The organism is Pseudomonas sediminis (assembly GCF_039555755.1).
GTDB classification, from domain to species: domain Bacteria; phylum Pseudomonadota; class Gammaproteobacteria; order Pseudomonadales; family Pseudomonadaceae; genus Aquipseudomonas; species Aquipseudomonas mendocina_D.
In genome coordinates this window covers 2,318,208-2,341,440 of record NZ_CP154631.1, presented here as the reverse complement: position 1 = coordinate 2,341,440, position 23,233 = coordinate 2,318,208, and the positions used below count along the sequence as shown (strand labels likewise).

Genomic DNA, 23,233 nt, shown 5'->3' with positions numbered 1-23,233 from the left:
AGGGAAGCGTGCGCCAGGGAGGCGACTAGCGGCTCATCTCCTGCTGGATACTACCCAGCGTTCGCGGCCAAGGCTTGCCCGCCTGAAGCTTGGCAGGCAGGGACCTCACCGCAGCCTGCGCTGCATCGCGACTGGCGAAACTACCATAGGTCAGCACGTACAACGGCTGGCCCTGGTGGATCTTCTTGAAGTAGCGATATTCACTACCACCTTCACGAACCAGCGCCTGGATATTGGCCTCAGAGCGCGACCCCGCGACCTGCAGAGCGAACCGCGAGGCAGGCTGTTGCGCATACCAGTTGCCACTTGCCGCGCTCGATACTGCAGGCTTGGCAGGGGCTGGGGACGGAGCCGGCGCCGAGACCGGTGGTTTTACCGCAACTGGCTCGGGCGCCTTCGGTGCAGGTGCAGGTGCAGGTGCAGGTGCAGGTGCAGCAGAGATTGGAGCCGCTGGAGTGGTAACTGTCGAAGGAGCAGGCGAAGCTGGCGGCTCGAAATCATCCAACTCCTCACCCGCAGCCTCAGCCAACGGCTGGCGAATGACTGCCTGCGATTCACCAACCAGCGGCAGCGGCAATGGCTGGCTATTCCCGGCAAACTCGATGGCAGGTTTCTGAGCAGGTGCCGGCACTTCGGCAGCAGCCTCACCAGCGGCGACTGCCTCGGTAGATTGCAGCGGTACCGACGCACCGGCCGGTGATTCAGCAGGCCGCGAATCACGCCCCTGCATCAGCCAAGCAGCGGCCACTCCCAGCACAACAACACCCAGAGCAAGCATGTGCTTCTTCGGCAGTGCAAACGAGAAACCACCACTACGCCCTTCAGAGCGCTGAGCCAACATCCGCTCAACCAAAAGCTCTCGCGCTTCGGTATTGATCAATCCCGGCCAACCACCTGAACGCTGATGGATGTCCTCGATCTGCTCCTCCGTCAGCACCTCGATGTCCTGACCCGCACCTTCGAGGCGCTGAGCGAGGTACTCGCGAGTTTCATCCTCACCATAAGGCTGCAAGTCGATGGCGTGATAGGACTCCTCGCCACCACTCAGCGCCTCAAGACGATCGAGCAATTCATGTTCGGCGAACAGGAATACATGAGGCCGCCCTTCGGAGTTTCCGGCAGCTAGAGCCAGAACGCTCTTCAGCGCAGAGTCGTCCAGTTGATCGGCATCATCGATCAGCAAATACACTTCCTGCCCGGTCAACGCCAGCTGCCCGACCTGCGCCAGAATCGAACGCACGTCAGCATTCGCAACGGAAAGCCCCTGCGCAATCTGACGCAGCAGCGCATCGCTACCAACCACGCTCTGAGCAATGACCACACTCTGCACTGCCTGTTTGTTGGTGCTGGCAACCAACGCCTGGCGCAGCAGGGTCTTGCCACTACCCTGCGGCCCGATCACAGCCAGCAGTAGCTGGCTGTAGCGCGCCAGGTGATGCAACTGCCCCAATACCGGCTTGCGCTGCGCCGGGAAGAACTTGAAGCCAGGCACTCGTGGCGTAAAGGGGTCGTGGCTGAACTGGTAATGCGCCAGGAAAGCTTCGTCAGCATGCAAACTGGTCATGGATCACTCTTCAAGAGTTGGACGACTGAGCCAGCGCGGCGTAATCGCTACGCAGCGTGGCGTCGAGAATTTCACGCGGGTAGTCGGCAGTCACTACAGCCTCACCCAAACGCTTTAGCAACACGAGACGCAGCTGACCATCGAGCACCTTCTTGTCCACTGCCATATGCTCGAGGAATTGCGCAGGCGTCATATCCTGCGGCGGCACCACTGGCAGCCCGGCCGCCTGCAACAGGCGTACGCCACGGTCGCGATCCGCTGCCGATAGCCAGCCCAGGCGATAGGACATTTCCAGCGCCATCACCGTTCCGGCGGCAACGGCCTCGCCGTGCAGCCAAACACCATAGCCCTGCTCGGTCTCAATGGCATGACCGAAGGTGTGCCCCAAATTCAGGGTGGCGCGCACTCCAGACTCACGCTCGTCAGCACCGACGACACGCGCCTTGGCCGCACAGGATTGCTCGATAGCGTAGGTGAGCGCCTGCTGATCGAGCGCACGCAAGGCCGGCATATTCTGCTCCAGCCATGTCAGGAAGGGCTCATCGCAGATCAGGCCATACTTGATGACTTCGGCAAGGCCAGCCGACAACTCGCGAACAGGCAAGGTATCAAGACTGCTCGTGTCGATCACAACGGCTTTGGGCTGGTAGAAGGCACCTACCATGTTTTTGCCCAGCGGATGATTGATGCCAGTCTTGCCACCCACTGAGGAATCAACCTGCGAAAGCAGGGTCGTCGGGACCTGGATGAAATCGACACCACGCTGATAACAGGCTGCAGCAAAGCCTGCCATATCACCGATCACACCACCACCAAGCGCCACGACAGTGGTGCGGCGATCATGCCGGGCGCTCAGCAAGCCATCGAAGATCAGCTGCAAGGTTTCCCAGTTCTTGAACGCCTCACCGTCGGGTAACACCACAGAGGTAACGTTATAGCCCTCGAGCACCTGCAGCAGCGCTTGCAGATACAGCGGCGCGACGGTTTCATTGGTCACGATTGCCACCTGCCGACCAGCTATGTGCTGCGTGAGCAGTGCAGGGCGAGACAGCAACCCCTGACCGATATAAATGGGATAGCTGCGTTCAGCGAGATCAACGTGAAGAGTCTGCATGAGGCCCCCAGGAGAAAAAGGCCACTAGGATAGCGCAGTTCGCCCCGCGCTTTAACGGGGCGACAAGGCGTCCAGACGCGAGAGAATTTCCTGAACCACCATACGCGGCGGACGCTCATCCGTCTCGATGATGATATCGGCGACCTCTCGGTATAGAGGATCACGCATGGCCATCAGATCCCTGAGCACCTGAGACGGATTGGCCGTGCGCAGTAGCGGGCGATTGCGATCACGCGACGTGCGGTCGATCTGCTGCTCCACAGAAGCGTGCAGGTAGACGACTCGCCCCCCCGCATGCAGAGCCTGGCGATTCTCCGGGCGCATGACCGCCCCACCGCCGGTGGCCAACACAAGACCGTCCTGCATCGAGAGCTCGGCGATCACCGCCTGCTCCCGCTCACGAAAGCCCTGCTCACCCTCGACATCGAATATCCAGGGTATGTCGGCACCGGTACGCTGCTCGATCTCCTTGTCGGAGTCCTTGAAAGACAAACGCAGTTCTTTAGCAAGCAAACGCCCGATGGTGCTCTTTCCAGCTCCCATCGGGCCAACGAGGATTACATTCCGCACTTAGGTCATCGGTTCACGGCAATGGCTTGGTTGTTCATGATGCGCGGAGTGAGGAATACAAGCAATTCCGCCTTCCTGTCCTGAACCAGATCACGCTTGAATACCCGACCGATAAAGGGCAGATCACCCAGGAACGGTACCTTGTCAACCGACTTGGACTGGGTATTGGAATACACGCCACCGATCACGATGGTCTCGCCATCCGCCACAAGAACCTTAGCGTTGACCTCGTTCTTGCTAATGGCAGGGATACCACCCGTGGAGGAAGCAACAGAAAAGTCAGGCGCATCTTTGGTAACCTTGACCTCCATCAGCACACGGTTGTCAGGCGTGATCTGCGGCGTCACCTCGAGCGACAAAGCAGCTTCTTTGAAAGAAGTGCTGGTTGCACCACTGGAACTCGCCTCCTGATAAGGCACTTCAGTGCCTTTGAGGATCTTTGCCGTTTCCTTGTCGGAAGTTACAACCTTGGGCTGGGACACAACCTCTCCGGAGCCCGACTTTTCCATAGCGCTGAGTTGCAAATCGAGCACAGTATTGTTGGTAATGAAACCTATACCAATACCAGAAGTGCTTCCGCTGGCCCCGAGATCAACGAAGGGCGTATTGAAAGGAATATCGATCTGCTGCACGCCATCAGTTTCCTCACCCAAAGTGAGGTTGCCATTCTTGCCTCGCGCACTCCAGTTACCCGAGCTGAGGTTCCCACCCCAGCGAACACCCAGCGACTTGTCATAATCGACATTCGCTTCAACAATGCGAGCCTCGATCATCACCTGACGAACCGGGATATCCAGTTGGGTGACAATACGGCGGAGCTCGTCGATACGCTCCTGAGTAAGGGTCACGATCAGATTGTTGGTGCGGTCATCGAAAATTACCGAGCCACGCATATCGTCCTTCAACGTGCCCGATGACCCCTCCTCGTAGAGCTTGGCGATATCGGATGCTTTCGCGTAATTGAGCTGAATGATGTCCTTGCGCAACGGTGCCAACTCGGCAACCTGCTTCTGCACAGCCAATTCCTGCTGCTCACGGGCAGCGATTTCATCTGCCGGCGCAACCATCAGCACATTGCCGACTTTGCGCTGATCGAGGCCCTTGGTCTTGAGCACCAAATCCAGCGCCTGATCCCAAGGCACATTCTGCAATCGCAAGGTGATGTTTCCACGAACCGTATCACTGGCAACCAGATTCAGATCCGTGAAATCGGCAATCAGCTGCAGAACCGAGCGAACATCAATATCCTGAAAGTTCAGAGAAAGCTTTTCACCGGTATAGGTAAAGCGGTCTGCGTTACGCCGAACCGCATCCTCTTCGGTAAGAGGCTTGACGCTGATAGTCAGCTTATTGTCCGCCTGGAAAACCAGGTAGTCATAGAGGCCCGTTGGCTCGACGACAATACTGGCGCGATCAGCTGAAGCACTGGCGTTAACGAACTGTACGGGCGTAGCGAAATCCTTTACATCCAAGCGTACACGCAGAGACTCTGGCAATTGAGTCTTGGGAAAATCAATACGAATATTACCGCCCTGCTCTTGAACATCAGGGCTGATTTTTGGGTCGGACAAGGAAATTACGATATTACCCTCGCCCTGCTCACCTCGCTGGAAGTCAATATCGCTGACCGCGCGAACGCCTGCAACAGCTCGAGCAGCTGGCGCGGGCGCCACCGCAACAGGGCTCGCTACTGCCGGAGTCGAAACAGCAGATACCGGACCATCACCCACGACGACAAACAGGTTGTTGCCATCGACGCGAGTGGTATAAGGCGTGAGATTGGTCAGATTGACAATCAAACGCGTACGATCCTTGGCCTCGACAACAGTCAGGCTACGTGCGTTACCCATTCCAATTTCGCGATTTTTGCTACCCAGACGATTGGAAACACCGGGTAAATCAAGGGCAATACGCGCGGGCTGCTCGATGGTGTAGCCGCGAGGCGCTGCAATAGGCTCATCGAAAGTCAGCTTCAGCTCGACACGATCCCCTGGCAGAGCGGCGACATCCACACTGTTCAGGCTTGCAGCCAGCAGCGCTGGCGACATTAAGAGAGCCGCAACAGAAAGGCCGAGCCGCGAGAACGAGTTGTTCATTACATATTTCCATTGTGCAGACTGAAAATTATTTTTCATATAGGTTCCCGCCAGTTATGAGCGCTCTTTGAGCGTTAGGCTTCGCGGCCTCTCGAGCCAACCTTGATCACCATCCGGTACTATTTCGACAACATCGATCTTGGCCTCATCAACGGCAATTACACGCCCGTGATTTCGCCCCAAATAGTCACCCACCTTGATCCGGTGAACCCCTCCGGCACCACTTACAAGCGCGAAAAAGCCACTTTCGTTCGAAAGGCTCCCCACCATTTCGAACAGTTCGATATTGAAACCTTCGAGAAATTGTTTGACCCTGGTTTCATCAGGGCGAACCTCTGGGGCGCCCTTGGTACGACTCACCGTATCTACCTTGACCGGTGGCTGAAAAGGACTACGCAAAGAAGCAGCGCTGTAGGTGAAGGCCTCATAAGCTGGAACCTTTGGCAATGGCTCGATTGCTCCCTTGGGCCTGGCGCGAACCTCATCCATGAAAGCCTGCAGATCGGCAAAATCGCCACTACCGCAACCAGCCAAGCCTGCCGAACAACAAATCAAGAAAAACAGCTTAAATGCTTTCATTTTTCAAGCCCCTTATCGTTATAACGATAAGTCTTTGCCAGAACAGTCATTCGCAACGCAGAAGAAGACCCATCTTTCTCAAATGGCTTAATCTCAAAATCATGCAGCGTCACGATGCGAGGAAGACTTGCAACACCACTGACAAAAGTGGCCAGATCGTGATAGCTGCCCAGCACGGCCATCTGAATCGGCAGTTCAATATAAAACTGCTGCGTGACCTCGGGAAGCAATTTGATCTCTTCAAATTCCAAACCACTGCCAAGCCCTGTGCGGGTAATGTCTTCGAGCAAGCCAGGCACTTCGGTATCACTTGGCAACTGACTCAACAACGCGCCAAAGGAAACTTCCATTTCCTTCATCTGCTCTTTGTAGGCGTCAAGATTGGCGGCTTGAGATGCTTTAATGGAAAACTGCTGCTTCAGGCTATCCTCTTCCAACGTGACACGCTCGAGATCACTTTGAAGATCACTTAAATGAAAGTAATAACCTGCACCTAGCACCAGCACAAAAAACAAGGCAAATACAATGGCTTTTACTGCACCAGGCCAAGAGCCCACGTTATTGAGATCAAGATCATTCAGATCGAATTTGCGCAGACTTTCAATGGATTCGGCCAGACTCATTTTTTATTACCCTCAACGTCCTCTACCGCAGGCTGAGTCTGTTGAACGCTCAGCTGAAAGACATTTGCCTGATCCAGTGCACCTGCCGTAGTGGCCTTTACCTGAGTCAGGTTAGGCGCGCTCAGCCATTCAGAAGCATCCAAGTTGCGCATGAGGTTGGAGACACGGTTGTTCGACTCTGCAGCACCCAGAATATCGATCTTCTTGCCGACCATCTTCACGCTGGAAAAGTACACACCATCAGGCAGAGTTCGAACCAACTGATCGAACACACGCCCGATGATGGGTCGGTTCCCCTGAAGATCCTGGATAATTTTCATGCGCTCCAGCAATTGCTGACGGCGCGCTTTCAACTCACTGATTTCCTTGATCCGCGCATCAAGCACTGCAATTTCTCTTTTTATGAACTCATTACGCGCATTTTGCTGCTCGATAGCACCGTTGAGGAGTTGATCGCCCAGAAAGACAACACCAGCCGCCACGACAAGGACGCCGACCAACGTAACCAAAAACCGCTGCTTGCGCTCCTCGCGTAACTGCTCACGCCAGGGAAGTAAGTTAATCCGCGCCATCAGTCGAAACTCCTCATCGCCAGACCACAGGCAATCATCAGTGCCGGCGCATCACTGGCCAGCGCACCGGCATTGACCTTGCTGCTCAGCGCCATATCGGCAAAGGGATTGGCCACTAACGTCTGCGTACCGATCTTCTGCTGGATCAGACGATCGAGGTCAGGAATGGACGCGGTACCACCAGCCAGGAGGATGTAGTCGACATCATTGAATTGCCCGGCGGCGAAGAAGAACTGCAGCGAGCGCGAAACCTGCTGAACCACAGCTTCTTTGAACGGTTGCAAAACCTCGCTGTCGTAGTCATCTGGAAGACCACCTTGCTTCTTGGCAAGACCAGCTTCCTCGACCGACAGGCCATAGCGGCGCTGGATTTCCTCGGTCAGTTGCTTGCCACCGAAAAGCTGCTCGCGGGTATAGATGGTGCGGCCGTTGTGCAGAACACTGAGCGTGGTCATCGTCGCCCCGATATCCACCACCGCGACGGTCAACTCATCGTGACCGCCACCCAGCTGCGCCTCCAGCAAACCGTAAGCGCGCTCGAGGGCATAGGCCTCGACATCGACCACTTTCGCAGTAAGCCCGGCGAGCGCGAGGGCTGCTTCGCGGACCTCCACGTTTTCCTTGCGGCATGCAGCCAGCAGCACCTCAACCCGCTCAGGATTACGCGGCGCCGGGCCCTGCACTTCGAAATCGATGGCAACCTCTTCCAACGGATAAGGAATGTACTGGTCAGCCTCGATCTTCAGCTGGTTTTCCAGGTCATCCTCGGAAAGGCCGGCTTCCATTTCGATGGTTTTGGTGATGACCGCCGAACCAGCCACAGCAACCGCGGCCGTCTTGACGCCGCTCTTGGCCTTGGCCAACACGCGCGAGAGCGCCTGACCGACCCCCTCCAGTTCGGCGATGTTCTTCTCTACCACTGCGTTAGGTGGAAGCGGCTCGACTGAATAAGCCTCTACCTTGTAGCGGCTTCCCGAGCGACTCAGTTCGAGGAGCTTGACCGAAGTCGAGCTGATATCGATCCCCAGCAGCGTATTCGCTTTCTTAGTGAAGAGCCCTAGCACGACCGTTTTCCTATTGGCATCCGCGACTTACGGACTATTTATGTTTTTCCACATTAAATATCAGTCTTGACAGAAGCGCAAATGGCTCCCCGGGAAAAAAAACGCTTATAATGTGATCAGCTTTTCCCTTTTAGCCTCGGCTCCTGCTTAACTCATTCTTTTACTTGGAATTCCGAACATTTTGATACGCCTGCTGAAGTTCATCTGGTGGTCTTGCGTTGCCGTTTTTTGTGGGCTGTTGCTCAGTTTCAGCGGCGCGTTTCTTTATCTTAGCCCGACCCTTCCGTCCGTCGAGTCACTGCGTCAGGTGCAGCTGCAGATTCCCCTGCGCGTCTACAGCAGCGATGCCAAGCTGATCGCCGAGTTTGGCGAGATGCGCCGTTCGCCCATCCGCTTCGACGAAATCCCCAAGGAATTCATCAGCGCCCTGCTGGCTGCCGAAGACGATAATTTCGCCAATCATTATGGCGTCGATGTGACCAGCCTGATGCGCGCTGCCACGCAATTATTGAAAAGCGGCCAGATTCAAAGCGGCGGCAGCACCATTACCATGCAGGTGGCGAAGAACTTCTTCCTCACCAGCGAGCGCAGCTTCTCGCGCAAGGCCACCGAAATTCTCCTGGCGCTGCAAATCGAGCGCGAGCTGAGCAAGGACGAGATCCTCGAGCTTTACGTCAACAAGATCTACCTCGGCCACCGCGCCTACGGCATCGAAGCTGCCGCACAGGTCTACTACGGCAAATCGATCCGCGACCTCAACCTGGCACAGATGGCGATGATCGCCGGCCTGCCGAAAGCCCCCTCGCGCTACAACCCACTGGTCAACCCAACTCGCGCCAAAGAGCGCCGCGACTGGATCCTCGGCCGTCTGTATCGCCTGGGTCGTATCGACCAGGCCAGCTACGAGGAAGCGCTTGCCGAGGTGGTCGACGCGCGCTATCACGTTCCCGCGCCAGAACTGAGCGCACCTTATATAGCCGAGATGGCGCGTGCCGAAATGGTCGGCCGTTATGGCAGCGAGGCCTATACGGAAGGCTTCAACGTCACCACCACAGTCCCCAGCAATCTGCAGGAAGTGGCCAATAGCGCGCTACGTGACGGACTGATCGCCTATGATCAGCGCCATGGCTACCGCGGCCCCGAGAGCCGCCTGCCAGGCATGACACGTGAAACCTGGCTCGCTGAACTGGGCAAATTTCGCAGCATCGGCGGCCTGGAGCCGGCAGTGGTTACCCAGGTCGAGAAAAGCGGCATCCTGGTGCTGACCCGCAACGGCGAAGAGCAGGCCGTGGCCTGGGACAGCATGAAGTGGGCGCGCCCCTTCCTCAATACCAACAGCCTTGGCCCACGCCCGCAGCAGCCCGGCGATGTCGCCCAAGTTGGCGATATCGTGCGCGTGCAGCGCCAGGAAGATGGCAGCCTGCTTTTCGCCCAGGTCCCATCGGCGCAGAGCGCACTGGTTTCCCTCGATCCATACAGCGGCGCCATTCAATCATTGGTCGGCGGATTCTCGTTCGACCAGAGCAATTACAACCGCGCCGTACAGGCCAAGCGCCAGCCAGGCTCGAGCTTCAAGCCCTTCATTTATAGTGCGGCACTGGATAGTGGCTACACCGCTGCGACGCTGGTCAACGATGCGCCGATCATCCTCTCCGATGACTACCTGTCGCAGAAATGGCGGCCGAAGAACGACAACAACACCTTCCTCGGCCCGATTCGTATGCGCGAAGCGCTGTACAAGTCGCGCAACCTGGTTTCCATCCGCCTGCTGCAGGACATGGGCATCGACCGCAGCCTGCGTTATATCGAGCGCTTCGGCTTCGCCCCGCAGGACCTGCCGCGCAACCTGTCGCTGGCCCTCGGCACTGCCAGCCTGACGCCGATGGAAATCGCCGAGGGCTGGGCCACCTTCGCTAATGGCGGATACAAGATCGAGCCCTACCTGATCGAACGTATCGATGACCGCAACGGCAAACCGCTGTTCCGCGCCAACCCGGCGCGCGTCCCAGGCAGCGAGCCGGCCGAGGAGAATGCCAACCTGACGGTTAACGCGGCCGACGATCTGCCCCTGGAAGAGCCCAAGGTAGCCGAGCAGATCATCGACGAGCGCACGGCCTACATCATGACCAGCATGCTGCAGGATGTGATCAAGCGCGGCACCGGTCGCCGCGCCCTTGCACTGGGTCGTAGCGACCTGGCGGGCAAGACCGGTACCACCAACGAGTCCAAGGACAGCTGGTTCTCCGGCTACAACGCCGACTACGTAACCACTGTCTGGGCCGGCTTCGACCAACCGGAAAGTCTCGGCCGCCACGAGTATGGCGGCACCGTCGCACTACCCATCTGGATGGGCTACATGGGCGCGGTACTCAAGGACCGCCCCAACCATCTGCCCAAGGAACCCAAAGGTCTGCTGACGCTGCGCGTCGACCCGGTCAGTGGCCGCGCTGCCGCACCGGGCACGCCGGACGCCTACTTCGAACTGTTCAAAAGCGAAGACTCGCCACCACCGATGAGTGAGTTCGAGCCTGGCATGGGCGCTCCTGGCAGCCCGCTGCCGGCTGACGAAATGGCGCCGATCGATCTGTTCTGATCGGCACTATGAGTCGCTTTGGCCATCGGCTCCAACTGCTGGTTGTCGGTGCAGTCATTGGTCACTTCGTGATGCACGATCAGGCCATGCTCGGCATCGACAGCGCTCTGCACGTTGTAGGCCGCGCAAGGACTCTTGCCTGAGCAGCGCATCTTCTTGGCATCCGCTTCGCCTTCGACGAACTGTTCCAGGCCCTGCGCCTCCATCAGCGCTTTTACAGTCAAGTTATCGGCATGGCGATCCTGTAGCTGGCGTAGCGCCTGTTTCACCGCTGCCCGGTCAATCGTCTCTTGCGCGTCTTGTGCATCACCCTCATCAAGCTGGGCCAGGTACTGGGCAATGTGTTTTTCCAGCTTCGCTTGTTGACGCTTGAGCTTCTCCACGCTCAGGTGCTTGCGCAGCGAAGCTACCGCTTGGAACTTGCTGCCATCGATGGCCACCAGCTCCCCACTGATCAAGCTCGCCTGGCGACAGAACTGGACGAAAGCCTTGCAAGTCGCCTGAAAGGCCATGCTGTTATCTTTGCGAAAATCCGCGATGGTCTTGAAGTCCGGCGCCAGACGACCCAGCAACCACATCACCTCGATATTGCGCTGGCACTCCGCCTCCAATCGACGAGAGGAGCGAATGCGCTGGAAGTAGCCATATAGGTATAGCTTGAGCAAATCAGCTGGATCGTAGCCAGGGCGCCCAGTCTTGAGCGGCTCAGCCTTGCTGAACCCCAGTACCTTCAGATCCAGACGAGCCACATAGGCCTCGATGACTCGAACTAGATGATCCTCAGGAACCAGCTCTTCCAATGTCGGCGGAAACAGGCTGCTTTGTTGCCGACCTTCACCTTGGATATAGCCCATAAACGACAATGCCCCTATCGACCGATAGAGGCATTGTCTTCAGCTTGCTCTCAGACTGCTAGGTTTTCACTCAGTCTGCTAGGCGGGTTTTTGTTTGTGCATTCAGCCGGCTTAGCCGTTGAACACATCTTCCACCGAGGTCAGCGGATAGTGCTTCGGATACGGCAGAGTCGCCACACCGGATTCGATGGCAGCCTTAGCCACGGCGTCGCAGACCACGGTGATCAGGCGCTGATCCATCGGTTTCGGAATGATGTACTCGCGACCGAACTCCAGCTTGATGCCGCCGTACGCGTCGCAGACATCCTGCGGCACTGGCAGCTTGGCCAGATCACGCAGGGCCAGGGCAGCGGCGATCTTCATTTCTTCGTTGATGCGGGTCGCCCGCACATCCAGAGCGCCACGGAAGATGAAGGGGAAGCCCAGCACGTTGTTGACCTGGTTCGGGTAGTCGGAACGACCGGTGGCCATGATCACGTCGTTGCGGGTCTCGTGCGCCAGCTCTGGCTTGATTTCCGGGTCCGGGTTGGAGCAGGCGAAGACGATCGGGTTGGCCGCCATGCGGCTGAGATCTTCCGGGCTCAGCAGGTTGGCACCGGACAGGCCGACGAACACATCAGCACCGTCGAGAGCGTCGGACAGCGTGCGCTTGTCGGTCTCGGTGGCGAACACGGCCTTGTACTGATTCAGGTCATCGCGACCGGCATGGATCACGCCCTTGCGATCGATCATGAAGATATTTTCGACCTTGGCACCCATGCTCACCAGCAGCTTCATGCAGGAGATGGCGGCTGCCCCGGCGCCCAGGCAGACGATCTTCGCCTCTTCCAGGGTCTTGCCGGCGATTTCCAGAGCATTGAGCATGCCGGCAGCGGTCACGATAGCGGTGCCGTGCTGGTCATCGTGGAAGACCGGGATGTCGCACTGTTCGATCAGCGCGCGCTCGATCTCGAAGCACTCGGGGGCCTTGATATCTTCCAAGTTGATGCCGCCGAAGGTGATGGAGATGCGTTTTACGGTGTCGATGAAGGCCTGCGGGCTTTCCGAGTCGACTTCGATATCGAACACGTCGATACCAGCGAAACGCTTGAACAGTACGCCTTTACCTTCCATCACTGGCTTGGAAGCCAGCGGGCCGAGGTTACCCAGACCGAGGATGGCAGTGCCGTCGGAGATCACGGCTACCAGGTTGCCTTTACCGGTGTAACGGTAGGCCAGCTCGGCATCACGCGCGATTTCGCGAACCGGCTCGGCGACACCCGGGCTGTAGGCCAGCGACAGGTCGCGGGCGGTAGCAGTGGCTTTGGTCAACTCGACACTCAGCTTACCGGGACGGGGCTGGGCGTGATATTCGAGAGCGGCAGTTTTTAGATCTGACATAGTGGCATTTCCGCTTTTGTTGGCTGTTGAACGGGCAGGCGGCCGAGGATACGCAAGTTGTATACACCTGCACAAGACCGTTCGGTCGCGATTGAAGCGCCGCACTAGCGCAGCGTTTTCAGCCACTCGCCAGGGCGCGGCTCACCGCTTGGATAGAACCCATTGAGCAAACGCAACTGGGCCTCGCCATCAGTTGGCAGCGGCGAGTCCTTGGCCAGAGTAGACAGGCTCTGCCCCGCCTTGGCCCGCATCAAGCGCAGGCGCACCGGCTCGGCCAGCTTGCGTTCGGCCGCCTTCAGTGGCCGGTAACTGCGGATGACCTCGAGGAAACGCTGGTCCTCGGTTTCCAGCGAAGCGCGCCCCTTCACCGCCCCCACGAACAGGTACGCACTGTCGCCACGATAAATCACCGCCACGCGGCGCGCCGACTGCCCCTGCAACACCGCCGTATAGCCTCGCAGCGCCCCCAGACGCAGCTCCTCACCAGCAACCAGGCGCTGATTGCCAACGCGCCGGCGCAGATACTCGGCGGGCGAAAGCTGCTTGTCCGCTGCCTCCAGCGTCATGGCGATAAAGGCTTGCTCATCCTGGGTATGGCCGATAAGTACATCGGGACGATTGACCAGTTGCCAGCCCTGCGGATAGGTCAGAGTGAAGTCCAGTTCGCCGTGATAGAAATGGCGCCCGCGGCGAATGCCACTGGCTGCCGAATCGCCGAACACCAGGCCGTCGAGCATCTGCAGAAAACTGTCACGCCCCACCTCCTGGTTGCTGCCGACCAGCGCGCTCGCCGGACCGATCACTTCCTGCAGACGACGATCGTTGTCCGGATGGGTGTCGAACAGACCGTGATAACCACCCGCAGTCGCGGCTTCACCGCGCCGGGCGGCCTGCTCGCGGGCAAAATCCTCCTGCGCCTTGAGCACCTTGACCACTTCGATCATTGCCTGCGGGTCATAGCCGCTGCGCGCCAGGTATTGCGCGCCCAGGCCATCGGCCTCGAGCTCCATGTCACGACCGTAACCGCGCACGAAGGCATTGCCCATGACACTGGTCAGATCCCCCACTGCGCCGACACCGGTGCCGATGGCGGCAGCCTGGCCGAGCAGCCCCCAGGCAGTGGACTGACTCTGCTGGCGCACGCTATGACGCGCCGTCACGTGACCGACCTCATGCCCCAGCACGGCAGCCAGCTCTGCCTCGGAGTTGAGATAGGCAAGCAGGCCACGATGGATATAGATGTAGCCGCCCGGCAGCGCGAAGGCATTGACGTCCGGACTGTCCACCAGAGTGAAGACGTAGTTGAGCTGGTTGCGATGGCTGCTGCGCGCTACCCGCTCGCCCACGCGCTGTATATAGGCCTGCAGCTTGGCGTCTTCGTAGCGCGGGTATTGCTTGAGGATTTCTTGGTTGTAACGCGCGCCGAGGTCCAGCTCCTGACGCTCGCTCATCATCACGAAGTCGGTGCGACCGGTCGCCGGGTTGACCGCACAACCGGCCAGCCAGCTGCAGCACAGACACAGCATCAATGCACGCATCATGGCAACACCTCCAGCATCGCCGAATGGGTAAGCGGCAGCATCCAGCGTGCCTGACCGGATTTCAAGCCACCGCGAGTCTGGCGGTCGATTACCCAGCCGCGCGCCTCCACTCGCCGGCCCTTGAGCTTCTGCAAGGCATGCACATCGAACTCGTCGAGCATCTCTGGCGCCACGCGCAGAACCCGACCGCCATCGAGGTCGATCCAGAGGCCGCCGCGATTGCGCTGCACGCCGGTGATCCGCCCGCCGAGCAAGGCGAAGCCGCCACCACTCAGCTGGCCGGCGCTCTTCACCTGAGCAGAGCGCCACAGGCCGAGGCGCTGGCTGCGCGCCTGCCGTTCGGCCTGTACATGACAGCTCACCAGCGCACTGTTGGGCGCCACGGCGACCATGAAGCCAAGGCCTTCGCCGAGCAGTTGTGCTTCGAGATTGCGCCCCTGGCGATCGTAGAGATGGGCCAGGGTGCGGCCGTAGCGGTCCTTGCGCTGCTTGCCGTAGAGCAGACCGACACGACCATCGCTGGCATCCACCAGCGCCTGCAGACGGCGCCTGGCCTGCACCGCATAGGGCTCATCACTGCGCCCTTTTCGCCCCAGTTCGGGCGTGTTGATGCCGATCAGGCGAATGCTGCGCCCATCGGCCAGGCGCACCGTATCGCCATCGACCACCTGGCGCACGGCGACCTGGGTGAGATCTGCGCGTAGAGGGCAGAAGGCCTGAGCAAGGTCCACACAAAGCAGAGAAACGAAAAAGGCGCCCACCAGGGACGCCTTTTTCAGTATCACGGAGTGGCGCATGCCAGATTCCGTTTTCGTTCGGTCGCTTACTTGGCGCCGAATACGCCGAAGCGCTGCTTGAAGCGATCGATACGGCCGCCGGTGTCCAGCACTTTCTGCTTACCGGTGTAGAACGGGTGGCACTCGGAGCAAACGTCGAGGCTCAGGTTCTTGCCCAGGGTGGAGCGGGTCTTGATCACGTTACCGCAGGAGCAGGTAGCGTCGATTTCGACGTAGTTCGGATGGATATCGGCTTTCATCGTGCTTTCCTCAGGGTAGTCGTGCCGCCACCCGACCAATGTCAGGCACCGCACAGAAATAGGCCGCGCATCTTACCAGACGCGTGAGTCGATGCAAGCCGCGCAAGGCGCCGGTCGTCGCGTGCTAAGATCGCCGGCCTGTCAAAGGAGCTCCTGGCTTGCCCGACCTGATCCTGCGCCTTGCCCTGCCCTCGCCGCTGCGCCGCCTGTTCGACTACCTCGCCCCCGTCGGCGTGTCGCGCAGTGCCTTGCAGCCAGGCGTGCGCTTGCGCGTGCCCTTCGGCCGGCGCGAGATGATCGGCGTACTGGTTGAAGTCGACAGCCAGAGTGAGGTACCACTCGACAAGCTCAAGCCCGCCCTGGAATTGCTCGATGCTCGCCCACCGCTACCGGCGTCGCTGTTCAAGCTGTGCCTGTGGACGGCGCAGTACTACCAGCACAGCCTCGGCGACACCCTGAGCTGGGCCTTGCCCGTGTTACTACGCCAGGGCGAGCCGGCCGAAACCCGCCAGGAGCGTTACTGGCTGGCCAGCAAAGGCGCCAGCGTCGACGACCCACGCCTGGCCCGCGCGCCACGCCAGCGCGACGCGCTCAAGGCGCTAGCGCAACACCCTCATGGCGTGGCCCACAGCCTGCTCAGCCAACTGCAACTCAATCGCGACAGCCTGCAGCTGCTGCATGAAAAGGGACTGGTGCGGGTCGAGGTGCGCCGCACCCAGCCGCATGCCAAGCCCGCGCACTGGCTGGCGCAACCGGAACTGCCGCTGAACGCAGAGCAGCGCGCCGCAGTGAATGCCGTGGCGTCGGGCTGGAATCAGTTCAATGCCTTCCTGCTCGCGGGTGTTACCGGCAGCGGCAAGACCGAGGTCTACCTGCAGCTGATCCATCAATGCCTGGAAGCCGGCAAGCAGGCGCTGGTGCTGATCCCCGAGATCAACCTCGGCCCGCAGACCTTCGACCGCTTCGCCCGCCGCTTCAACGCACGCATCGCCCTGCTGCATTCGGCGGTGAACGACCGCGAGCGTCTGGACGCCTGGTTGGCGGCGCGCGATGGTGAGGCCGACATCATCATCGGCACCCGCTCGGCCCTGTTCACGCCGATGAAGAACCCTGGGCTGATCATCGTCGACGAAGAACACGACGCCTCTTATAAACAGCAGGAAGGCCTGCGCTACCACGCCCGCGATCTGGCACTGGTACGCGCCCGCCAGGAAGACGTGCCGATCGTGCTTGGCTCTGCCACGCCCTCACTGGAAAGCCTGCACAACGCCTATAGCGGCCGTTACGCCCTGCTCAAACTGACCCAGCGCGCCGGCGGTGCCAGCCAGCCGCGCTTCCTGCGTCTGGACGTGAAGAGCCGGCCGTTGGACTCGGGCATCTCCGGCCCGATGCAGCAGGCCATTGCCCAAACCCTGGCGGCTGGTCAGCAGGTGCTGGTGTTTCTCAACCGTCGCGGTTTCGCCCCGACCCTGCTCTGCCACGACTGCGGCTGGCTATCCGAGTGCCCGCGTTGTGATGCGCGCATGACCGTGCACCAGCGCTATCAGGAACTGCGCTGCCACCACTGTGGCCATGTCGAGCGGCAGCCGAGCAACTGCCCGAAGTGCCAACACGTCGACCTGCGCCCGGTCGGTGCCGGCACCGAGCGCGCCGAAGAACGCCTGGCCGTGCTGTTCCCCGATTACCCGGTGCTGCGCATCGACCGCGACAGCACCTCACGCAAGGGCGCGATGGATCGCCTGTTCGCCACCATCAACAAGGGCGAGCCGTGCATCCTGGTCGGCACCCAGATGCTTGCCAAGGGTCACCATTTCCCGCGGGTGACGCTGGTGTCGATCCTCGACGCCGACGGCGGCCTGTTCTCGGCTGACTTTCGTGCCAGCGAGCGCATGGCGCAGTTGATCGTGCAGGTCGCTGGCCGTGCTGGGCGTGCCGAGGAGCCGGGCAAGGTGATCATCCAGAGCCACCTGGCCGACCACCCCCTGCTGGTGCAATTGACCGAGCAGGGCTACTTCGCCTTCGCCGAACAGGCGCTGAGTGAGCGCCGCAGCGCCGGCCTGCCGCCGTTCTGCCATCTGGCCCTGCTGCGCGCCGAAGCGCACAAGCCCGGCCAGGCAGAAGGTTTTCTCGATGAGGCCTGCAGTGAGGCCGAGCATTTGCTGGCTGAGCTGGGATTGACCGGCATCGAACTGCTCGGCCCGGTGCCCGCGCCGATGGAGCGCCGCGCCGGGCGCTTCCGTGCGCAACTGCTGGTGCAGGGCAACGCCCGCGCACCGCTACACCGCCTGCTAAACCATTGGCTGCACGCGCTTGAGCAAATGCCCAGCGGCCGTGCGGTACGCTGGTCGCTGGACGTAGACCCGATCGATCTGTTCTGAGGCGACGCGCTGTAACAGGGTGATGCCTGCTTGTGGCTTGCAGCTTGCCGCTGCTCTTATAATGCGCAGTTTTCGACCAAAGCCCCAAGGCAACCCGAGCCGAACATGAAAGACAGCATTCGCCACCTGATCCAGCAAGCCCTCGACCGCCTGACCGCCGAAGGCGTGCTGCCAGCGGGCCTGACGCCGGCCATCCAGGTGGAGAACACCAAGGACAAGAGCCACGGCGACTTCGCCAGCAACATCGCCATGATGCTAGCCAAGCCGGCTGGCATGAAGCCGCGCGACCTGGCCGAAAAGCTGATCGCAGCATTACCGGCCGACGAGCAGATCGCCAAGGTGGAAATCGCCGGCCCAGGCTTTCTCAACTTTTTCCAGAACAGCGATGCCCTGGCCCAGCGCCTGGAAGCAGCACTGGCCGATGCCAAGCTCGGCGTACGCAAGAACGGCGCAGCGCAGCGCGTGGTAGTCGACCTGTCGGCACCCAACCTGGCCAAGGAAATGCACGTTGGTCACCTGCGCTCGACCATCATCGGTGACGGTGTGGCGCGCGTGCTGGAGTTCCTCGGTGACAGCGTGATTCGCCAGAACCACGTCGGCGACTGGGGCACCCAGTTCGGCATGCTGCTGGCCTACATGCAGGAAAACCCGGCGGCCGCCGAAAGCGAGCTGGCCGACCTGGAAGGCTTCTACCGCGCCGCCAAAAAGCGCTTCGACGAATCCAGCGAGTTCGCCGACCGCGCCCGCGAGCTGGTGGTCCAGTTGCAGGCTGGCGACGCCGAGTGCCTGCGCTTGTGGCACCGTTTCAACGACATTTCCCTGTCGCACTGCCAGGCGCTGTACGACCGCCTCGGCGTCAAGCTGAGCATGGCCGACGTCAAAGGCGAGAGCGCCTACAACGATGACCTGCCGAAAGTGGTTGCCGAGTTGGCCGCCAAGGGTCTACTGACCGAAGACAACGGCGCGCAGTGCGTATTCATGGACGAGTTCAAGAATGCCGAAGGCAACCCGCTACCGCTGATCGTGCAGAAGGCCGGCGGCGGCTACCTGTATGCCACCACCGACCTGGCCGCCACCCGCTACCGTGCCGGCACGCTCAAGGCCGACCGGGTGCTGTACTTCGTCGACCAGCGCCAGGCCCTGCACTTCCAGATGGTCTTCGCCTGCGCGCGCCTGGCAGGCTTCGTCCCGGCCAGCATGGAAATGGAACACATGGGCTTCGGCACCATGAACGGTCCGGACGGTCGCCCGTTCAAGACCCGCGACGGCGGCACCGTGAAGCTGGTGCAACTGCTCGACGAAGCCGAACAGCGCGCCTACAGCCTGGTCAAGGACAAGAACCCGGACCTCGGCGAAGAGGAACTGCGCAACATCGCACGCGTGGTTGGCATCGCCTCGGTGAAATACGCCGATCTGTCCAAGCACCGCACCAGCGACTACAGCTTCAACTTCGACCTGATGCTGAGCTTCGAAGGCAATACCGCACCCTACCTGCTGTACGCCTATACCCGCGTGGCTGGTGTGTTCCGCAAGCTGGGCAAGGGCGTGGACGAGATCGGCGGGCAAATCACCCTGGTTGCCGATCAGGAGCAAGCCCTGGCCGCCAAGCTGGCACAATTCAACGAGCTGCTCGGCAACGTCGCCGACAAGGGCACGCCGCACATTCTTTGTGCCTACCTGTATGACCTCGCCGGCCTGTTCTCCAGCTTCTATGAGAATTGCCCGATCCTGAGTGCCGAGGACGAAGCCACCCGCGACAGCCGTCTGCGTCTGGCCGCCCTCACCGGCCGCACTCTCAAGCAGGGCCTGGAGCTGCTCGGCCTGGAAACCCTGGAGCGGATGTAAATGGCAGCGCGCAAGAAACCGGCACCGAAACGTGGCGCCAGTCGCTACCAAGCCCCGGCGAAAAAGCCCGTACCAGGATGGATCTGGCTGGCCTGCGGCCTGGTGGTCGGTGGTTTCTTCATGTTTCTGTTCAGCCTCGAACCGGGCCGTGACGAGATCAAGCGCGACAAGGGCGAGCAGGTCCGCAGTACCAAGCCGGAGCCGAAGCCGACGCAACCCGAGCCGTCCAGACCCAAGTACGATTTCTACACCCTGCTGCCGGAGTCGGAAGTGATCCTGCCGCAGGCACTGGAAGAAACGCCGCCCCCCCTGCCCGAACAGAAACCGGTCACCCCGGAAGAGGCTGCGAAGATCGACACCGCTCGCGCCGAAGCTGCGCTCAACGGCCAGGTGCCGCCGCCTGCGCCGCCGGTACTGGCCAGCGCGCCCGTCACCACGCAGTTCTTCCTCCAGGCAGGCTCGTTCCGCAAGCGTGACGATGCCGACACTGTGCGCGCGCAGATCATCCTGCTCGGCCAGAACGTACGCGTGGAAACTGGCAAGGTGCGCGACGAGACCTGGCACCGGGTTCTGGTCGGCCCCTTCGCCAGTCGCGAGCAACTCGCGGCCGCGCAGAAGACCCTCGCTGGCAACGGCTACAGCAATCTGCTGTTACAGCAGCGCCAGGTCCGCTGATCGCCGTTTGATCCGCCGCCGGTTGAAAATCTGCGGCGGGCACCCCATCTGAGTTTCCATCCGGGCAAGTTCGCCCCGCAGCGTGGAGATTCACCCTTGACCACCATCGTTTCAGTGCGCCGCCACGGCAAGGTCGTGATGGCTGGCGACGGCCAGGTTTCCCTCGGCAACACCGTCATGAAGGGCAACGCCAAGAAGGTGCGCCGCCTCTACCACGGCCAGGTGCTGGCCGGCTTCGCCGGTGCCACCGCCGACGCTTTCACCCTGTTCGAGCGCTTCGAAGGCCAGCTCGAGAAACATCAAGGCCACTTGGTACGCGCCGCCGTCGAACTGGCCAAGGACTGGCGTACCGACCGTAGCCTGAGCCGCCTGGAAGCCATGCTGGCCGTGGCCAACAAGGACGCATCCCTGGTCATCACCGGCAACGGCGACGTGGTCGAACCCGAGGAAGGCCTGATCGCCATGGGCTCCGGCGGCAACTTCGCTCAGGCCGCCGCGCGCGCCCTGCTGATGAAGACCGATCTGTCGGCCCTTGAGGTAGCGCAGACCGCACTCGGCATCGCCGGCGACATCTGCGTGTTCACCAACCATCATCAGACCATCGAGGAACTGGACGCTGCCGAGTAGCGTCCACTGCCTCAGAACCTGTTCCGATGCCGACGAACAGGCGCTCACAGTTTCCCGATAGCGAGCCAGATTCCATGTCCATGACGCCCCGCGAGATCGTTCACGAACTCAACCGCCACATCATCGGCCAGGACGACGCCAAACGCGCCGTCGCCATCGCCCTGCGCAACCGCTGGCGGCGCATGCAGCTTCCGGCTGAACTGCGCCAGGAAGTGACACCGAAGAACATCCTGATGATCGGCCCGACCGGTGTCGGCAAGACCGAAATCGCCCGTCGCCTGGCCAAGCTGGCCAACGCGCCGTTCCTCAAGGTCGAGGCGACCAAGTTCACCGAGGTCGGCTACGTTGGCCGCGACGTCGAGTCGATCATCCGCGACCTGGCCGATGCCGCGGTGAAGATGCTGCGCGAACAGGAGATCACCAAGGTCCGCCACCGTGCCGAAGATGCCGCCGAAGAGCGCATCCTCGATGCCCTGCTGCCACCTGCACGCCAGGGTTTCGGTGATGAGCCGGCGCGCAGCGAGGATTCCAATACCCGTCAGCTGTTCCGCAAGCGCCTGCGCGAAGGTCAGTTGAACGACAAGGAAATCGATATCGAAGTGGCCGACTCGCCCATGGGCGTCGAGATCATGACCCCGCCGGGCATGGAGGAGATGACCAACCAGCTGCAGAACCTGTTCTCCAGCATGGGCAAGGGCAAGAAGAAGAGCCGCAAGCTCAAGGTCGCCGATGCCCTCAAGTTGGTGCGCGACGAGGAAGCCGCGCGCCTGGTCAACGAGGAAGAACTCAAGGCCCGCGCACTGGAAGCCGTCGAGCAACACGGCATCGTCTTCATCGACGAGATCGACAAGGTGGCCAAGCGCGGCAATACCGGTGGCGCCGATGTTTCTCGCGAGGGTGTGCAGCGCGACCTGCTGCCGCTGATCGAGGGCTGCACGGTCAACACCAAGCTGGGCATGGTCAAGACCGACCATATCCTGTTCATCGCCTCGGGCGCTTTCCACCTGAGCAAGCCGAGCGACCTGGTGCCCGAGCTGCAAGGCCGCCTGCCGATTCGCGTCGAGCTCAAGGCACTGAGCCCGCAGGACTTCGAGCGCATCCTCAGCGAGCCGCACGCTTCGCTTACCGAACAGTACAGTGCGTTGCTGCAGACCGAGGGTTTGAGCATCGAATTCGCCGAAGACGGCATCAAGCGTCTCGCCGAAATCGCCTGGCAGGTCAACGAGAAGACCGAGAACATCGGTGCCCGTCGCCTGCACACCCTGCTCGAACGCCTGTTGGAGGAAGTCTCCTTCAGTGCCGGTGATCTGGCTGGCCAGCAGAACGGCGAACCGATTCGCATCGACGCAACCTACGTCAACGACCACCTCGGCGAGCTGGCGCAGGACGAAGACCTGTCGCGCTATATCCTGTAACAGGCCGTTGAAAAACGTAGGCGAGGCAGCCAGTGCAAGGCAAAAACAGGCGAAAAAGCGGAGTTTACGAGCTATAAATGAGCATTTTGAGCCTGTTTTTAACGCAGCAATGGCAACGTAGGTAGTTTTTCAACAGCCTGGTAAATCCAGGCGCACGATCCTGTCGCTGGTGACCGGCGCCATTCTGTAGGAGCGGATTTATCCGCGAATTTCGCGGCTGAAGCGCAATGCCGCCCAGCCGCTCCTACAGGACATTGCAAGCACCCCAAAAGATCACGGAAATCAGCCATGCCCATCCCCAGCGCAATCAAACTGCACAAGGCCTCGAAAACCCTGGAGCTGCGCTATGGCGAGCAGAGCTATCGGCTCAGTGCCGAGTTTCTGCGCGTACACTCGCCCTCGGCCGAAGTACAGGGGCATGGCAAGCCGATCCTGCAGACCGGCAAACTCAACGTCGGTCTCGAGCGCATCGAACCGGCTGGCAACTACGCACTGAAACTGTGCTTCGACGATGGCCACGACAGCGGCCTGTTCACCTGGGAATACCTGTACGAACTGGCCACACGCCAAGACGCGCTGTGGGCCGACTACCTGGCCGAACTCAGCGCTGCCGGAAAATCTCGCGACCCCAACGAGTCGGTCGTCCGCCTGATGCTTTGAGCGGCTGCAAAAGCCTCGACGCAGAGCGCTCGCGCCCATCACATAGA

19 protein-coding genes and 1 pseudogene are annotated in these 23,233 nt (G+C 60.4%); 7 read left to right on the top strand and 13 right to left on the bottom strand.

The genetic code is table 11. The features are described 5' to 3' along the window. Nucleotides 1–25 precede the first annotated feature (25 nt). Genes AAEQ75_RS11135 through AAEQ75_RS11100 form a run of 8 tightly spaced genes read right to left on the bottom strand, consistent with a single transcriptional unit; the run spans nucleotide 26 to nucleotide 8,182 of the window. Nucleotides 26–1,564: an AAA family ATPase gene (locus tag AAEQ75_RS11135; protein WP_343348703.1), complete on the bottom strand. Its 1,539-nt coding sequence runs from the start codon at nucleotides 1,562–1,564 to the stop codon at nucleotides 26–28. 10 nt (nucleotides 1,565–1,574) lie between these two features. Then, nucleotides 1,575–2,678: a 3-dehydroquinate synthase gene (gene aroB / locus AAEQ75_RS11130; RefSeq protein WP_343348701.1), complete on the bottom strand. Its 1,104-nt coding sequence runs from the start codon at nucleotides 2,676–2,678 to the stop codon at nucleotides 1,575–1,577. 51 nt (nucleotides 2,679–2,729) lie between these two features. Continuing rightward, the gene (gene aroK / locus AAEQ75_RS11125) at nucleotides 2,730–3,248 is read right to left on the bottom strand and encodes a shikimate kinase AroK (protein ID WP_343348699.1); all 519 of its coding nucleotides are present in this window, start codon (nucleotides 3,246–3,248) and stop codon (nucleotides 2,730–2,732) included. A 5-nt stretch (nucleotides 3,249–3,253) separates the two neighbouring features. Further along, complete coding sequence (gene pilQ / locus AAEQ75_RS11120) at nucleotides 3,254–5,344, bottom strand: type IV pilus secretin PilQ (protein ID WP_343352368.1); 2,091 nt, start codon at nucleotides 5,342–5,344, stop codon at nucleotides 3,254–3,256. 54 nt (nucleotides 5,345–5,398) lie between these two features. Continuing rightward, nucleotides 5,399–5,923, bottom strand: coding sequence for a type 4a pilus biogenesis lipoprotein PilP (gene pilP, locus AAEQ75_RS11115; RefSeq protein WP_143504515.1), 525 nt, complete (start codon nucleotides 5,921–5,923; stop codon nucleotides 5,399–5,401). Next, entirely contained in the window at nucleotides 5,920–6,546 is a 627-nt protein-coding gene (gene pilO / locus AAEQ75_RS11110; protein ID WP_143504516.1) for a type 4a pilus biogenesis protein PilO, read from the bottom strand. Before pilO ends, pilP begins: the two co-directional genes overlap by 4 nt. Further along, nucleotides 6,543–7,118, bottom strand: a complete 576-nt coding sequence (locus tag AAEQ75_RS11105; RefSeq protein WP_143504517.1) for a PilN domain-containing protein — start codon at nucleotides 7,116–7,118, stop codon at nucleotides 6,543–6,545. The genes pilO and AAEQ75_RS11105 overlap by 4 nt, the downstream gene beginning before the upstream one ends. After that, nucleotides 7,118–8,182 carry a pilus assembly protein PilM gene (locus AAEQ75_RS11100; protein ID WP_017678539.1) on the bottom strand — a complete coding sequence of 355 codons (1,065 nt, stop codon included), beginning with the start codon at nucleotides 8,180–8,182 and terminating at the stop codon, nucleotides 7,118–7,120. The genes AAEQ75_RS11105 and AAEQ75_RS11100 overlap by 1 nt, the downstream gene beginning before the upstream one ends. 184 nt (nucleotides 8,183–8,366) lie before the next feature. On the opposite strand from AAEQ75_RS11100, the gene AAEQ75_RS11095 reads away from it, so the two are divergent. After that, complete coding sequence (locus tag AAEQ75_RS11095; RefSeq protein ID WP_430523463.1) at nucleotides 8,367–10,775, top strand: penicillin-binding protein 1A; 2,409 nt, start codon at nucleotides 8,367–8,369, stop codon at nucleotides 10,773–10,775. Here the strand turns inward: AAEQ75_RS11095 and AAEQ75_RS11090 are convergent. The 5 genes and pseudogenes from AAEQ75_RS11090 to rpmE form a co-directional block, all read right to left on the bottom strand. Further along, nucleotides 10,739–11,629, bottom strand: a pseudogene (locus AAEQ75_RS11090) (transposase); the annotation flags it as partial. The gene AAEQ75_RS11095 and the pseudogene AAEQ75_RS11090 overlap by 37 nt on opposite strands. 111 nt (nucleotides 11,630–11,740) lie before the next feature. After that, nucleotides 11,741–13,009 carry a malic enzyme-like NAD(P)-binding protein gene (locus AAEQ75_RS11085; RefSeq protein WP_256837170.1) on the bottom strand — a complete coding sequence of 423 codons (1,269 nt, stop codon included), beginning with the start codon at nucleotides 13,007–13,009 and terminating at the stop codon, nucleotides 11,741–11,743. A 104-nt stretch (nucleotides 13,010–13,113) separates the two neighbouring features. Next, nucleotides 13,114–14,550, bottom strand: a complete 1,437-nt coding sequence (locus AAEQ75_RS11080; RefSeq protein WP_256837169.1) for a M48 family metalloprotease — start codon at nucleotides 14,548–14,550, stop codon at nucleotides 13,114–13,116. Beyond that, nucleotides 14,547–15,347: a thermonuclease family protein gene (locus tag AAEQ75_RS11075; protein WP_256837168.1), complete on the bottom strand. Its 801-nt coding sequence runs from the start codon at nucleotides 15,345–15,347 to the stop codon at nucleotides 14,547–14,549. Before AAEQ75_RS11075 ends, AAEQ75_RS11080 begins: the two co-directional genes overlap by 4 nt. 26 nt (nucleotides 15,348–15,373) lie before the next feature. Continuing rightward, entirely contained in the window at nucleotides 15,374–15,586 is a 213-nt protein-coding gene (rpmE, locus tag AAEQ75_RS11070; protein ID WP_003459015.1) for a 50S ribosomal protein L31, read from the bottom strand. Nucleotides 15,587–15,744: 158 nt separating this feature from the next. On the opposite strand from rpmE, the gene AAEQ75_RS11065 reads away from it, so the two are divergent. From AAEQ75_RS11065 to AAEQ75_RS11040, 6 genes are all read left to right on the top strand, one after another. Beyond that, nucleotides 15,745–17,964 carry a primosomal protein N' gene (locus AAEQ75_RS11065; RefSeq protein WP_343348688.1) on the top strand — a complete coding sequence of 740 codons (2,220 nt, stop codon included), beginning with the start codon at nucleotides 15,745–15,747 and terminating at the stop codon, nucleotides 17,962–17,964. Between the two features lie 105 nt (nucleotides 17,965–18,069). Continuing rightward, nucleotides 18,070–19,809, top strand: a complete 1,740-nt coding sequence (gene argS / locus AAEQ75_RS11060) for an arginine--tRNA ligase (RefSeq protein ID WP_343348686.1) — start codon at nucleotides 18,070–18,072, stop codon at nucleotides 19,807–19,809. Beyond that, nucleotides 19,810–20,484, top strand: coding sequence for an SPOR domain-containing protein (locus AAEQ75_RS11055; protein WP_343348684.1), 675 nt, complete (start codon nucleotides 19,810–19,812; stop codon nucleotides 20,482–20,484). It abuts the gene before it with no gap. A 96-nt stretch (nucleotides 20,485–20,580) separates the two neighbouring features. Then, nucleotides 20,581–21,111 carry an ATP-dependent protease subunit HslV gene (gene hslV / locus AAEQ75_RS11050; protein WP_343348682.1) on the top strand — a complete coding sequence of 177 codons (531 nt, stop codon included), beginning with the start codon at nucleotides 20,581–20,583 and terminating at the stop codon, nucleotides 21,109–21,111. A gap of 74 nt (nucleotides 21,112–21,185) precedes the next feature. After that, nucleotides 21,186–22,526 (top strand): HslU--HslV peptidase ATPase subunit, encoded by a 1,341-nt coding sequence (gene hslU, locus AAEQ75_RS11045; protein ID WP_343348680.1) that lies wholly within the window; start codon nucleotides 21,186–21,188, stop codon nucleotides 22,524–22,526. 288 nt (nucleotides 22,527–22,814) lie between these two features. Then, nucleotides 22,815–23,186, top strand: coding sequence for a DUF971 domain-containing protein (locus AAEQ75_RS11040; protein ID WP_343348678.1), 372 nt, complete (start codon nucleotides 22,815–22,817; stop codon nucleotides 23,184–23,186). Nucleotides 23,187–23,233 lie beyond the last annotated feature (47 nt).